The sequence below is a fragment of the Nocardioides sp. FY1077 genome (assembly GCF_058681775.1).
In genome coordinates this window covers 14139-27057 of record NZ_JBZWDB010000004.1, presented here as the reverse complement: position 1 = coordinate 27057, position 12919 = coordinate 14139, and the positions used below count along the sequence as shown (strand labels likewise).

The following is a 12919-nucleotide window of genomic DNA, read 5'->3' as shown; positions in this document are numbered from 1 at the left end:
CGCCGCCCGCGCAGGAACCTGCCCCGAGGCGTGTACGAGCGCACGGTTCCGTGGTCTCGATACACCTCGTCCACCGAGACGGTCCGACCCGTTGGTTGAGCAGGGCGCGCTAGCGCCCGTGTCGAAACCCCCGCCGCCAGCGCTTATACCTGCCTGGGGACAGCCCCCGCGGAGGGTCGGGTGGTCTCGATACACCTCGTCGCTAGCGCTCCTCGGCACTCGACCACCGAAGTCAGCTCGTTGGTCGGTAGGGCGCGCTAGCGCCCGTGTCGAAACCCCCGCAGCCGGCGCTGGTACCTGCCTGGGGACAGCCCCCGCGGAGGGTCGGGTGGTCTCGATACACCTCGTCGCTGGCGCTCCTCGGCACTCGACCACCGAAGTCAGCTCGTTGGTCGGCAGGGCGCGCTAGCGCCCGTGTCGAAACCCCCGCAGCCCGCGCTGGGACCTGTCCTGGGCGCGTCCCAGCGGAGGGTTCCGTGGTCTCGATACACCTCGTCGCTGGCGCTCCTCGGCACTCGATCGCCGAGGCGAGGTTCGTTGGTCGGCAGGGCGCGCTGGGGCCCGTGTCGGAACCCCCGCAGCCCGCGTGGGACTTGCCTCCGTCGAGTCCCAGCGGACAGCCGCGCGGTCTCGGCACACCTCACCCACCGGAGCACAGGGCCCGACGGGCAGGGTCAGCGGACCTTCCAGCCGGCGAGCTTGGGGCGGGCCTGGCGGGCGAGGACCGGCTCGAGGGCCTCGGCGACCTCGTGGGGCAGGGGCCGGTCGTCGGGGCGCTTCTCGAGACCGGCGTACACGACCTTGGCGACGTCGGCCGGTACGCGGTCGGGCAACCGGTAGGGGTCCTCGGCGACCTGCGGGTGGCGGGCAGCGGCGTCGGGGGCGTCGACGTCGCCGCTGTCGAAGGCGCGGTAGCCCGCGACGGCCTCGAACAGCGTGGCGCACAGCCCCCACACGTCGCTGGCGTGGCCCGGGGCGTGGCCTGCGCCCGGGTCGGCCTGCTCCGGGGACAGGTAGGCGTCGGTGCCGATGACGTGGTCGAGGCGGGCGGCGTCCTCGACCGGGCGCGCCACCGACAGGTCGATCAGGCGGGCCGGAGCGCCCATGATGATGTTGCTGGGCTTCACGTCGAGGTGGGTCCAGCCGAGGTGGCGCAGGTAGTGCAGTGCCGAGGCCACCTCGATGGCCAGCGGCAGGTACTGCGCCTCCTGCAGCGGTCCGTGGCGCCGCACGAGCGTCGAGAGCCGCGGCCCGTCGAGGTGCTCCAGCACCAGGTGGGGCCGCGGGCCGTCCAGCTCGTGGCGCAGCCCCCGGACGACGGCGGGGTGGTTGACCGTGGCGAGCGCCTCGACCTCGCGGCGCAGCCCGCGCAGGCTCGAGCGGTCCTCGACCATCGCGGGCCGCACCACTTTGACCACCACCGGGCCGTAGGTGAGCTCGTCGAAGGCCAGGTAGGCCTCGTACGACGACCCGCCGCCGAGCAGTCGCATCGCGGTCAGCTCAGGGGTGATCGCGTCGCCCTCGTGCAGGTCCCAGCTCGTGCTCGTCATCGTTCCACCGCCGCCGTCTCGTCCGGGCTCGTCGCTCAGCGACGCGTGTCGTTGCGCGAGCGGTCGTTGGTGAGGTTGGCCGACAGGTCGCGCTGCGGGCCGCCCTTGCCGTCGCGGGTCATGTCGCGGGTCAGGTCCGAGCGGCTGGCGTCGCGGTCGCGGGTGACCTTGGTGAACCGGCTGTTGGTGCCGTCGTTGGTGGAGCGGCTGACTCCGGTGTTGGTCGTGTCGTCGTTGGTGTCGTCGTCGTCACGGGCGCCGGTGTCGTCGTCGTCCTCGTCGTCGACGGTCGTCACGACGTCGGAGGTGTCGTCGTCGCGCTTGGCGAACACGTCGTCGGCGGTGGCCGGCGCCTGCAGCGCCAGGAGGCCGCCGGTGAGGGCGCTGGCGAGACCGAGGGAGGCGATGGTGGCGATCTTGTGCATGGGATGACCTCTCGTCGTTGGCCGCCGGGCGGCGGCCGTGGGGGTGACGAGAAGGACTCTGACGGCCCCGGGTGAGCCCCGGGTGAGCCCGGCGTGAGAGCCCCCTTAGGTACGCCGGCGCGCGACGCGGGTCAGCGCCGCCACACCGCCGGGCGGCGCTCCGCCGACGACCGCGCCGGGGGCGACTCGGTCTGCGCCCACACCCGGCGCCACACCGCCACGTCGGGGCCGGCGGGGTCGGGCGTGCGCCCCTGCGCGGCGCGACGCCGGGCCTCCCACCACGTGGAGGAGTCCTCGTCGAGCAGCGCGGCCACGGCGTCACGCACCCGCGGCGCCAGCTCGCGCACGGTCTCGCCCTCGCGCGGCACCACCGGCTCGCCGAAGCGCACGGTCAGCTGCCGGCGCCCGCGCCCCGGCCACCCCTGGCCCCGTGGCATCGCCGCGAACGTGCCGCGGTGGGCCACCGGCACGACCGGCACGCGGTGCTCGTGGGCCAGCCAGGCGGCGCCCATGCGGAACCCCGACGTCCAGCCGTCGGTCGACCGGGTCCCCTCGGGGTAGATCACCAGGCTCCAGCCGTCGGCCAGCACCTCGCCGGGCGTCGCCGTCATCGTGCCGCCGCGACGGTCGATCGGGAACGTGTTGAACACCAGCGACGAGCCCACCGCGCGCCACCACGTGTCGAAGAAGTAGTCGGCCGCCGCGGCGACCGCCGTACGCCGCCGCCACGCGTCGGGCAGCGACAGCAGGATGAGCGGGGTGTCGAGGTGGGAGGCGTGGTTGGCCACGAAGATGACCGGCCCCTGCACCCGCTCCAGCACGTCGAGGCCCTCGACCCGGGTGCGCACCTGCGAGCGGAACAGCGGCTCCAGGGCGGCCTTCTGGGCCACCTCCCGCGCGGCCACGCCGGCGGGCCGGCGCGCCCAGTCCGATCCCATCGTCCGCGGGCGCGGCGGCGGCACGAACGCCTCCGCCGAGCGCGGCACCTGCGCTCGCCGTCCCCAGCGCCACCCGCGCGAGACGCGGCGCACGTCGTCGGCGCCCTCGCTGAAGAACCCCACGTCCCGGCCCCTCAGACCCGCACGTCGGCGACGAGGTGCGGCGGGTTGTGCAGGTAGGTGATCGACGGGCTGGAGCCCACCGATCCCGACACCATCTCCAGCGCGTCGGCCAGCGTGGACGCCGCGCGGAAGCCGAGCCGCGCCGCGGCCCGCCGGTCGCCGCCCACCCACACCACGTCACCGACGTGGTCCATCGCGTGCGCCGCCCAGTACCACATGTAGAACGGGTGGACGCCGTGGTAGGCGTGCGAGGTGCGGTAGAGGTGGCGGTACCACGGGTCCTCGGCGAACTGCTTCTCGTAGGTCTGGGCGATCACCGCCGGGTCGGTGGTCTCGGCCAGCACCTCCTCGTAGAAGTCGACGTACGAGGGGTGGTGCAGCTGGTTGAAGCCCTCGTCGAGGGGGTGGTAGAGGATCACCGCTCCCCCGCGCCGCACCACCGGGTGGTTGCGGTAGGAGTTGAAGTAGTAGCCCAGCCCCATGCAGGTCGCCAGGATCGGGTTCATCGAGCTGTTCACGTTGTAGGGCCCCAGGAACGGCACCCCCATCACCAGCACGTCGGAGGCACCGTCGACCTCGACCAGCTGCTGGCGGTGCACCCGCTCCAGGGTCTGCTCGTGCACGGCCTCGACCTCGCCGGCGGTGATGCCGGTCAGGCCGTACGGCGCGCGCATGTCGTGGAAGAGCCGGTGGCGCAGCTTCTGCGGCGCCAGCGCCAGGCCGCGCCGGGCGGCCAGCATCGAGGCCTGGTCGCGCAGCGACCACTCCCACTCGCGCTTCATCAGGAAGTCGTAGGGCTTGGGGAACACCGCGTTGTCGAGGGTGGTCTCCACCTGGAACACCGCCACGTGGTCCTTGATGACCCGCCCGATGCGCCACGCCGACTGGTGCATCGCCGACTTCTTGTGGTCCATGAACGAGCGCGAGTGCACCATCGTGTGCGGGTTGTGGTGGTGGCGCAGCGAGCGGTACGACGCCAGCCCGATGCCCACCGACTTGTGGCCGCCGTCCATCGCCACGAGGTTGACGTTGACGTAGACCAGCAGGTCGGACTCCGCGGCCCGCTTGCTGATCTCGATGTCCTCGCCCTGGTCGGTCGTGCCGAGGTGGGTGAGGTTGTCGCGGTCCTCGGCGTCGAAGTTGTAGAGCTTGCCCTGCGGGTGGAACGACCGGAACACCCGCTCGCCGACGATGTGGCGCAGCTCGGCGGGCGTCATCCGGCGGTGCAGCGCGTTGGCGGCGATGATCTCGACGTCGTCGACGCCGGCCTCCGCGGCCATCGTCAGGACCTGCTCGATGACCCGCTGGCGCACGTCGGGCGCCCGCATCGGCGGCAGCGGCAGCGACACGTCGTCGAAGGCGATCGTCAGGCGCATGCCGGGGAACAGCCGCTCGGGCAGCGGGTCGGAGTCCACCGGGTGCAGCAGGGCGTCGAGGATCGCCGCGTCGGCGTCCGGCACCGCCGGCAGCGACTCCGGCGGGTAGATGACGCGGGTGCCCTGCGGGAAGTCCTCGAGCCGGAAGCCGAGGCCCTCGTGGACGAGCAGGGGCGGCGTGCGGTCGTCGACCTCCAGGACGAATCCAGGGCGTGGCACTAGTCAGTTCTCCTCGGGTCGAAGGCCACCTTGACGGTTCCGAGGCGGCCGGCGGAGTGGGCGTGGTCGAGGGCCTCGCGCCAACGGTGGAGCGGGTACGTCGCGACCGCACCGGCGAGGCGGGCGATCACCCCGTCGGGCTCGGCGGCCAGCTCGGCGGCCAGCTCGGCGGCGATCGCGAACGCCGGGCGGCCGTCGGCGACCGGCTCGCGGTGGGCGGAGGCGTAGGTGCCGACCACCTCGAGCTCGCGGAACCAGGCGGCCGACAGGTCGGCGGGCGCGGGCATGCCCGAGAGCAGCACCCGCCCGCCGGCGCGGGTCGCCTGCAGCGCGGTCTCCAGCGACGAGCGGCTGCCGACGGCGTCGAGGGCGACGTCGACGCCCCCGAGCAGGAACGGCGAGTGCATCTCGGGACGCACGGTCAGGGCGCCGGTCGTGCGGCGCACGCGGCGCAGCACCTCACCGGGCGCCACCACGTCGGTCGCCCCGGCCGCGGCGGCGAGCTCGCGCTGCAGGGGGTGCTTGGCCACGACGGTGATGTCGCCGGCCGGGGTCATCCGGCGCAGCGCCAGCGTCGCGAGCAGGCCCACCGCACCGGCCCCGCTGACCAGCACCCGGTCGCCGGGCGTGACGCCGGCGCGCAGGGCGGTGTGCACGGCGCACGCCAGCGGCTCCAGCAGCAGCGCCTGCTCGTCGGTGAGCCCGGCAGGCACGACGTGCAGCTGGCTGCGGTGGGCGACCAGCTGCTGACCCCAGCCGCCGCCGGTGTCGCGGCAGAAGCCGGTCTGCAGCCCCGGCGAGAGGTGGCCGACCGTGACGTGGGCGCAGCGGTTGGTCGCGCCGACCGCGCACGCCGCGCACGGCTCGAGCCCGCGCGCGGCGCAGGCCAGCACGGGGTCGACGACCACGCGGGTGCCGGCGGGCAGGTCCTCGCAGTCGTCGAGCAGGTCGGCGACGACCTCGTGGCCCGGCACGAACGGCAGTGACGTGAGCGCCGAGAAGTACAGGCTGGTGCGTCCGGAGAGCGCGCCGAGGTCGGAGCCGCAGATACCGGAGGTGCGGGTGCGCAGGCGCACCCAGCCCGGGCGGTCGACGCGCGGCGCCTCGCGGCTCACCAGGCGCAGCGGCGCGGCGAAGCCCGACAGCACGCCCGGCCAGCGTCCGCCGACCGCGCGTCCCGCGACGTGGCGGGGCAGCGAGCGGAACATCTCGAGCGCGAGCATCATCGTCGGCTCCCGGCGGGGTTCAGGGTGCGGCTGGCGGAGTCGGGGCTGGCCCAGTCGACGATGGTCCAGCGCTGGCGCCGGGCGTGGCGGAACAGCGGGACGTCGGGTCGCACCGCGACCGGGTTGCCGACGGCCGCGAGCAGCGGCAGGTCGGACAGCGAGTCGGCGTAGGCGTAGGAGCGGGTCAGGTCGATGCCGTGGTCGCGGGCGTAGGCGCGCATCCAGGCCGCGCGCGACTCCCCCACCAGCGGCGACGACGACAGGTGGCCCGTGCAGCGGCCGTGCTCGTCGACGCCGAGGTCGGCGGCCTCCACGTGGTCGAACAGCGGTGCCAGCGGACGGGTCAGCGGCCGTACGGCACCCGTGATCAGCACCGTGCGGTGCCCGGCGCGGCGGTGCTCCCGGATGCGGCGCACGGCGTCGGGGGCCAGGCGCGCCAGCACGTGGTCGGTGAGCAGCTCGTCGGCCACCTGGTCGAGCGCGGCGCGGTCGGCGCCCTCGTAGTCGCGGTAGACCGCGCGCAGGAAGTCGCTGCGCTGGCGCCGCTCGGCGCGCAGCAGCCCCGGGACCCGGCCCAGCACCCGCCCCAGCTCGGCGGCCCGCTCGGTGCCGGAGAGGTCCTGCAGGCGCATCCACAGGTAGGTCTCGATCACGTTCGACGACAGCAGCGTGCCGTCCATGTCGAAGAACGCCGCGACCGGCGCGGCGCCGTCGTCCGGGGCGACCACGGTGCGCAGCCCGGTGGACGACGTCCGCTTGCGCTGGGCACGCACGTCGTCGAGGTCGCGGATCGGCTGGGTGACGGCCGGGCAGTGGATGTCGCGCAGGTAGACCGCCCAGTCGACCGCGGCGGTGTCGAAGGCGAACTGCTCCTGGTCCTCGGCCGACAGCGACGTGCGCAGGGCACTCGTGCGGTCGTCGGCGAAGCGCAGGTCGGCCCGGGCGTACTCCTGGTAGAGGTCGAGGTAGCGGCGCAGGAACTCCAGGCGGCGCCCCTGCCGCTCCAGGCGGCGGGCCACCTCCCGGGCGCGGTCGCTGCGCGGGGCGTGACCCACCACGGTCTCGGCGACGCGGTGGGCGCGCTCGGAGGTGGTGAGCAGGCGCTCCACCGCGCCGGCGCCGGGGAAGCGCCAGTCGGGCAGGCGGTGCGCGCCCCGGTCGGTGCCGCGGAAGGGGTGCTCGTCGAAGTAGCCGCGCACGTGGCCGTAGAGCTCGCGGAACGTCAGCGGGTTGCGGTAGCCCGAGGCGACGTGGAAGAACGCCGCCTCCCCCGGCTCCGGCGGGTGGGCCAGCACCGCCACGATCGCGGCCACGACGTGGTCGATCGGGACGATGTCGACCACCGTGTCGGCGGAGGCGGGGAACTCCGGCAGCTCGCCGCGGCCGTAGGCCAGGATCAGCGGCTCGGCCATCTTGAAGCCCTCGATCCAGCCCGGGTGGGGCGTGACCAGGGCCGACTCGATGATGCTCGGGCGCACCACCGACACCGGGTGGGTGCGGGCGTGGGCCTCCACCACCCGCTCGCCGAGCGCCTTGGTGAAGGTGTAGCAGTCGGTCCAGCCGAGGCTGCGGGCCCGCTCCAGGCCGACCCGCACCAGCTCGTCCTTGGCCCACTTCACGCGCGCCGTCTCGCTGGCGGCGGCGGCCGTGAGCAGGCCGGCACGGCCGTGCTCGCGCTCGGCCTTGCGCCGCTCCGCCTCGAGCCGGTCGCTGCTGCGGGAGCGGTGCTCGACGTCGTGGCGCTGGGCCAGGCCCCAGGCCAGCTCGGCCTCGAGGTCGACGGCGTGCTCCACCGGCGCCTCCGGGACGACACCGCTGCGGCGCCCCGACACGTAGGCGGTGGAGATGTGCACGTAGTGGATCGGGCGCACCCCGGCCCGGCCCTCGGCCTCCTCGGCCTCCACGACGCGGGCCAGCAGCTCGCGCACACCGAGCACGTTGGTGGTGAACGCGGCGTCCACCGGCGGGTCGAACGACACGTCGCCGGCGCAGTGCACCACGGCGTCGAGCCCCAGCGGCAGCACCGGCACGTCGGACAGGTCGCCCTCGAGCACCTCGACGCGCTCGGCCATCAGCCGCTCCACGCCACCGGCGGCCTCCACGACCTGCGCCATCAGGGGCTTGCCGAGCTGGCGGGCCACCCGGGTGGCGGCCGTGGTCGACCCCTTCGGCCGCACCAGCAGCACCACCCGTACGTCGGGCACGCGCGCCAGCAGCAGGTGCAGCAGCGCCTCGCCGACGAACCCCGTGACGCCGGTCAGCAGGACCCGCTGCCCGGCGAGGCGGGCGGCGACACCAGGTCCCGGTGCGGCGTTCACCATGCGTCCTCCTCAGTGGCCGGCGGCGCCGGGCGGCGGGTGCGTGACCGGCCGTGACCGGCCGTCCTGGGTGGCGATTGTGCACCGTGCGGCGACGGCAGGGCCATCGGGGGTCGCCCTGCGCACGACGACGACGGCCGCCCCGGGCTGTGCCGGGACGACCGTCGTCGGTGTGCGTGGTGCGGTGCCGGGCTCAGCCGGCGGCGGCCTCGGGCCACTGCGTCGTGGTGACCTCGCCGCCGGTGACCTGCACGGTCAGCCGGACGTCGGTGGTCTCCTTGACGTAGAGCTCGTAGGAGCCCTCGGTGAGCTCGGGGTAGACCAGCGACGGCACCATCTCCGGGCCCACAGGCCGGTTCACCACCGCGACGTGCGGGTGGTGGGAGTGGTGACCGTGGTCGTGCCCGTGGTCGTGCCCGTGCCCGTGGCCGTGCCCGTGCTCGCCGGCCGGAGCGGTGTCGAAGTCGGCCCCGAGGGGCTTGATCTCCACCTCGGTGTCGAGCATCGCCGCCGGCATGGTCACGACCAGCGCGCCGACGTCGCCCCCGATGTCGAGCAGGACCGCGCCCTGCCCGGCGTGCGGGTTCTCGACCGACGCGGGGGTGGTCACGACGCCTCGGTGGTGCCCGGGACGGTCTGGTAGCCCCCGCCCGGCAGCCCGAGGAACGGGAACGTGTCGAGCAGCGGGGCGTTGGTGTTGCTGGTGCCGTCGGTCAGCTGACCGGCGGCGCCGTCGGGGGTGTACGACGGGTCGACCAGCGGGATGGTCGCTCCGGCGACCGCCTTGAGCTCGATGGCCACCACGTCGTCGCCGATGCGGCGTCCGTTCGGGAAGCCCGCGGCGTCGCCGGCGACCAGGCCGATCGGGTTCTCCCGCTGCGAGGGCGGCACCGCCACGTTCAGGCGGAGCATGTCGGCCTCCACCGGGCCCGTGTAGTTCTGGAAGCCGTCGACGACACCTTCCGGGATCCCGGTCAGCAGGATCGCGTTGAGGTCGGCGCGCGGCTTGTCGTAGGCCGCGAGGTTCGGGAACACGTCGGGGTAGAGCACCGGCAGCAGACCGGCGAGCTCGGGCTTGTCGACGTACTTGGCGAAGCGCTTGTCGGCCGAGACCGGCAGGGCGTTCCACTCGTCCTTCTCGGCCATCGGCACGATGACCTCGTTGAACAGCGGGTTGCCCAGGCGCGAGACCTGCTGCCACGGGCCCATGCCGGTGTAGCGGCCCTGCTCCTTGTTCCACATCCGCGACTTGCGGCGGCTCGCAGTGGCCCAGACGCCGATGACGGACTTGGGGTCCATCACGTCGTCGGGCTTGGAGCCGTCGCGGGTGAGCTCGCTGATGTTCACCTGCAGCGCGATGGAGTGCACGTTGTAGGACTGCACCGAGTTGATGCCGTCCATGTTGGCCATCGGGATCAGGTGGTTCTCGTTGAACGGGCGCAGGGCGCCGAGGTCGAAGATGCTGCCGAGGTCCACGTGGAACGCGTCGGCGCGCTGGCCCGCGAACACCTTGCGGCCGTTGGCGAGGCGGTGGACGGCCTGGTCCCCGAGCTTGGCGTAGTTCGGGGTGCTGCGGACGCCGACGTTGACCGGCGGCACCGGCAGGTTGCGGCCGATCATCTTCTCGTTGCCGTCGACGACCTTGGTGACGGTGTAGAACTGCGGCCGGTTCCAGGCCTGGTCGGAGATGTCGTTGATCGGCCCGGTGTTGTACAGGAACGTCTTGGGGTTGCGGATCTGCGTGCGGAACCGGAACCGGTAGGTGATGTCGGGCTGCGCGGTGCCCTTGTTGGAGATGTGGATCTCGTACAGCACGTCGTCGGCGAACTCGTAGAAGTTCGGGCCGCCGTTGGGCTGCTGGAGGGGGATGAAGTTCGCGATCAGGACGACCTTGTTGGGGTTCTCCTTGCTCACGAACGCGTAGGTGTCGGTGCCGTCGGCCACCGGGTCCTTGGCGATCTCCGGTGCTTCGCGGTGTGACGACATCAGTTGCCCCCTGCTGCGTTGAGGATGCGGGTCACCAGGTCGCGGTCGCGCACGACGACCTCGCGCTCGCCGACGAGCAGCGTGACCTGGTCGGTGCGGTGGTCCGCGACGTGCGCGACGACGGCCTCGCGGGCCGTGCCGGGCCTGGGCTGCGCCGCGCTGGCGGCGCTGGCGCCGGTCGCGAGGCTGACGGTGCCCGCGACGGCGGTCGCTGCGGTGCCGGCGCCGGCAGCCGCGATGAACTTCCTTCTGCTGGTGTCGCTCATGCTCGTGTACCCCTCCATAGGGTCAAGCCACCTCGTGTGAGGCGGACCACAGGGTGTTCGGAGGGCTCGCTGCGACGGATGGCACGACACGACGACTTTTTTCCCGGGACCGCCGGGGACGGGCGCGGCCCCGCCTCGTCTAGTCTGTGCCCGCCTCGCGACACCGAGGCGCGGGCGCATAGCTCAGCGGTAGAGCACCTCGCTTACAACGAGGTGGTCGGGGGTTCGAACCCCTCTGCGCCCACCACCCTGCCCTCCCGTCAGGTGCGCGACCGCCCCACGGGGGCCGCGCACGCTCAGGCGTGGGCCTGCAGCCGGCGCAGGTGCTCGTCGAGGTCGCGGCCCTCGGGGTCGGCGTTGTGCACCGCCCAACGCACCACGCCCTGCTTGTCGACGACGTACGACGAGCGCCGGGGGCAGCCCTTCCGCTCGTCGAAGACGCCGTAGGCGCGGGTGACCGCGCCGTGGGGCCAGAAGTCGGAGAGCAGCGGGAAGTTCAGGCCGTCGGCGTCGGCGAAGGCGCGCAGGGCGTACGTCGGGTCGCAGGAGACGGCCACGACGTCGGTGTCGAAGGTCATGAACTCGGCGAGGCGGTCGCGCACGCCGGCCATCTCGCCGGTGCACACCCCCGAGAACGCGTAGGGGTAGAACAGGATCGCCACGGCCTTGGAGCCGCGGTAGTGCGACAGCGTGATGTCCTGGCCGAACTGGTCGCGCAAGGTGAAGTCGGGCGCGGCGGAGCCGAGGGCCAGGCCGCACGTCCCCGTCACCTGGGTCTCGCCGGTGCTCACGACTCCCGCTCGGCGAGCTCGCGCTTGAGGACCTTGCCGGTGGCGTTGCGCGGCAGCTCGTCGAGGAGCACCACCTCGCGCGGCACCTTGTAGCGCGCCAGGTTCTGCTTGACCCAGTCCTTGAGGTCGTCGGCGCCGACGCTGTCGTCATCGACGACCACGAAGGCCCGCAGCCGGGTGCCGAAGTCGTCGTCGTCCACGCCGACGGCAGCGGCCTCCACCACGTGCTGGTGGCGCGCGAGGCAGTCCTCGACCTCCTTGGGGAAGACGTTCTCGCCGCCGGAGACGATCATCTCGTCGTCGCGGCCCTCGACGTAGAGCCGGCCGTCGTCACCGAAGCGCCCGACGTCGCCGGTGGACATCAGGCCGTCGACGACCTCCTTGTGCCCGCCGCCGGTGTAGCCCTCGAACAGCAGCCCGTTGCCCACGAAGATGCGCCCGGCCTCTCCCGGCGCCACCGCCGCGCCCTTGTCGTCGAGGATCCGCACCACCGTGCCGTACGGCGGGTGGCCGGCCGACGACGGCGCCGCGCGCAGGTCGCGGGGGCCGGCGATGCTGGCGTAGGCCACCTCGGTCGAGCCGTAGGTGCTGTAGAGGTTGTCGCCGAAGCGGTCCATCCAGGTCAGCGCGAGGTCGCCGGGCAGCGCGGAGCCCGACGACGCCACCACCTCGACGTGGCGCAGGTCGTGGCGCTCGAGCACGTCGGCGGGCAGGGCCAGGATGCGCTGCAGCATCACCGGGATCACCACGAACGTCTCGCAGCGCTCGCGCTCCAGGGTGGCCAGCGCCGCCTCGGGGTCGAAGCGGCGGGTGAGCACCATCGTGGTGCCGAGCAGCATCGCCATCGCCATGTGGCCGTAGCCCCAGGTGTGGAACAGCGGCGCGGCGATGTGGGTGCGCCAGGCGCTGCGCAGGGGCAGGCCCGACAGCAGCGAGACACCGGCGTCGATGCCGGCCTCGCTACGCGGGGCGCCCTTCGGGGTGCCGGTGGTGCCCGAGGTGAGGATGACGATGCGGCCGTGGCGCCCCGGCGGGTCGAGGTCGGTGTCGTCGGCGCCGGCCAGCAGGCCCTCCACGGTGGGGGTGGCGGGGTCGACGGGGCTGTCGTCCGGCCCGTCGGGCTCGGTCCAGGCCACCACCGTGAGGTCGACGTCGGCGTCGGCGACCAGGCCGGTGAACTCCTCGTCGTGCACCAGCGCCGCGGGCCGGTCGCGCTCGAGCACCTCGACGAGCTGCGGACCGGCGAAGGCGGTGTTGAGGTAGAGCGCGTCGGCGCCGAGCTTGGCCGCGGCGACCGTGGCGTCGAGGAAGAAGCGGTGGTTGCGGCACATGATCGCCACGGCGTCGCCCTCGCCGACCCCGCGCTCGGACAACGCCCGGGCCAGGGCGTTGGAGCGGCGGTGCATCTGGCTCCAGGTGAGGCTGCCGAGCTCGTCGACGATCCCGGTGCCGTCGGGGTCGCGCAGGGCCACCGAGGCGAAGCCGCCCGCGGGACCCGGGCCCCACCGGCGCAGGGTGAGGGCGAGGCCGGCCAGCACGCGCGGGGAGTAGGGGCGGATGACGCCTGCGCGCCCGAGGACCTTCACGGAGGTGCCGGCGGCCGAGACGCCGGTGAGGATCTTCTGGAGCACGGGCGGTTCCTGTCTGCGTCGAGGCCCCGGCCGGCGCCGTGCCGGCGGGCGGATGGGGGGCACCGTACGA

The 12919-nt window shown here is 73.5% G+C and carries 11 protein-coding genes and 1 tRNA gene; 1 reads left to right on the top strand and 11 read right to left on the bottom strand.

Features of this window, described 5'->3' with window-relative positions; all coding sequences use genetic code 11:
• Positions 1–674 precede the first annotated feature (674 nt).
• From AC4OR8_RS15305 to AC4OR8_RS15265, 9 genes are all read right to left on the bottom strand, one after another.
• Positions 675–1550: a serine/threonine-protein kinase gene (locus AC4OR8_RS15305; protein ID WP_492166451.1), complete on the bottom strand. Its 876-nt coding sequence runs from the start codon at positions 1548–1550 to the stop codon at positions 675–677.
• 35 nt (positions 1551–1585) lie between these two features.
• Positions 1586–1975, bottom strand: coding sequence for a hypothetical protein (locus tag AC4OR8_RS15300; protein ID WP_492166450.1), 390 nt, complete (start codon positions 1973–1975; stop codon positions 1586–1588).
• 131 nt (positions 1976–2106) lie between these two features.
• Positions 2107–3036, bottom strand: coding sequence for a lysophospholipid acyltransferase family protein (locus AC4OR8_RS15295; RefSeq protein ID WP_492166449.1), 930 nt, complete (start codon positions 3034–3036; stop codon positions 2107–2109).
• A gap of 11 nt (positions 3037–3047) precedes the next feature.
• Positions 3048–4631 (bottom strand): NPN-dependent hydroxyacid isomerase, LarAH14/15/16 family, encoded by a 1584-nt coding sequence (gene larAH, locus AC4OR8_RS15290; protein ID WP_492166448.1) that lies wholly within the window; start codon positions 4629–4631, stop codon positions 3048–3050.
• Positions 4631–5857 carry a zinc-dependent alcohol dehydrogenase gene (locus AC4OR8_RS15285; protein WP_492166447.1) on the bottom strand — a complete coding sequence of 409 codons (1227 nt, stop codon included), beginning with the start codon at positions 5855–5857 and terminating at the stop codon, positions 4631–4633. The genes larAH and AC4OR8_RS15285 overlap by 1 nt, the downstream gene beginning before the upstream one ends.
• A complete protein-coding gene (locus tag AC4OR8_RS15280; protein WP_492166446.1) occupies positions 5854–8178 on the bottom strand; it encodes an HAD-IB family hydrolase in 2325 nt (774 codons plus the stop codon). Before AC4OR8_RS15280 ends, AC4OR8_RS15285 begins: the two co-directional genes overlap by 4 nt.
• 190 nt (positions 8179–8368) lie before the next feature.
• Positions 8369–8785: a hypothetical protein gene (locus tag AC4OR8_RS15275; protein ID WP_492166445.1), complete on the bottom strand. Its 417-nt coding sequence runs from the start codon at positions 8783–8785 to the stop codon at positions 8369–8371.
• Positions 8782–10161: a DUF4331 domain-containing protein gene (locus AC4OR8_RS15270; RefSeq protein ID WP_492166444.1), complete on the bottom strand. Its 1380-nt coding sequence runs from the start codon at positions 10159–10161 to the stop codon at positions 8782–8784. The genes AC4OR8_RS15275 and AC4OR8_RS15270 overlap by 4 nt, the downstream gene beginning before the upstream one ends.
• The gene (locus AC4OR8_RS15265) at positions 10161–10427 is read right to left on the bottom strand and encodes a hypothetical protein (RefSeq protein WP_492166443.1); all 267 of its coding nucleotides are present in this window, start codon (positions 10425–10427) and stop codon (positions 10161–10163) included. Before AC4OR8_RS15265 ends, AC4OR8_RS15270 begins: the two co-directional genes overlap by 1 nt.
• 172 nt (positions 10428–10599) lie before the next feature.
• On the opposite strand from AC4OR8_RS15265, the gene AC4OR8_RS15260 reads away from it, so the two are divergent.
• Positions 10600–10674, top strand: a tRNA-Val gene (locus AC4OR8_RS15260).
• Positions 10675–10723: 49 nt separating this feature from the next.
• On the opposite strand, the gene AC4OR8_RS15255 is transcribed toward AC4OR8_RS15260, so the two are convergent.
• On the bottom strand, positions 10724–11218 hold the full coding sequence (locus AC4OR8_RS15255; protein WP_492166442.1) for a peroxiredoxin: 495 nt from the start codon (positions 11216–11218) through the stop codon (positions 10724–10726).
• Positions 11215–12849, bottom strand: a complete 1635-nt coding sequence (locus tag AC4OR8_RS15250; RefSeq protein ID WP_492166441.1) for an AMP-binding protein — start codon at positions 12847–12849, stop codon at positions 11215–11217. Before AC4OR8_RS15250 ends, AC4OR8_RS15255 begins: the two co-directional genes overlap by 4 nt.
• Between the last annotated feature and the right edge of the window lie 70 nt (positions 12850–12919).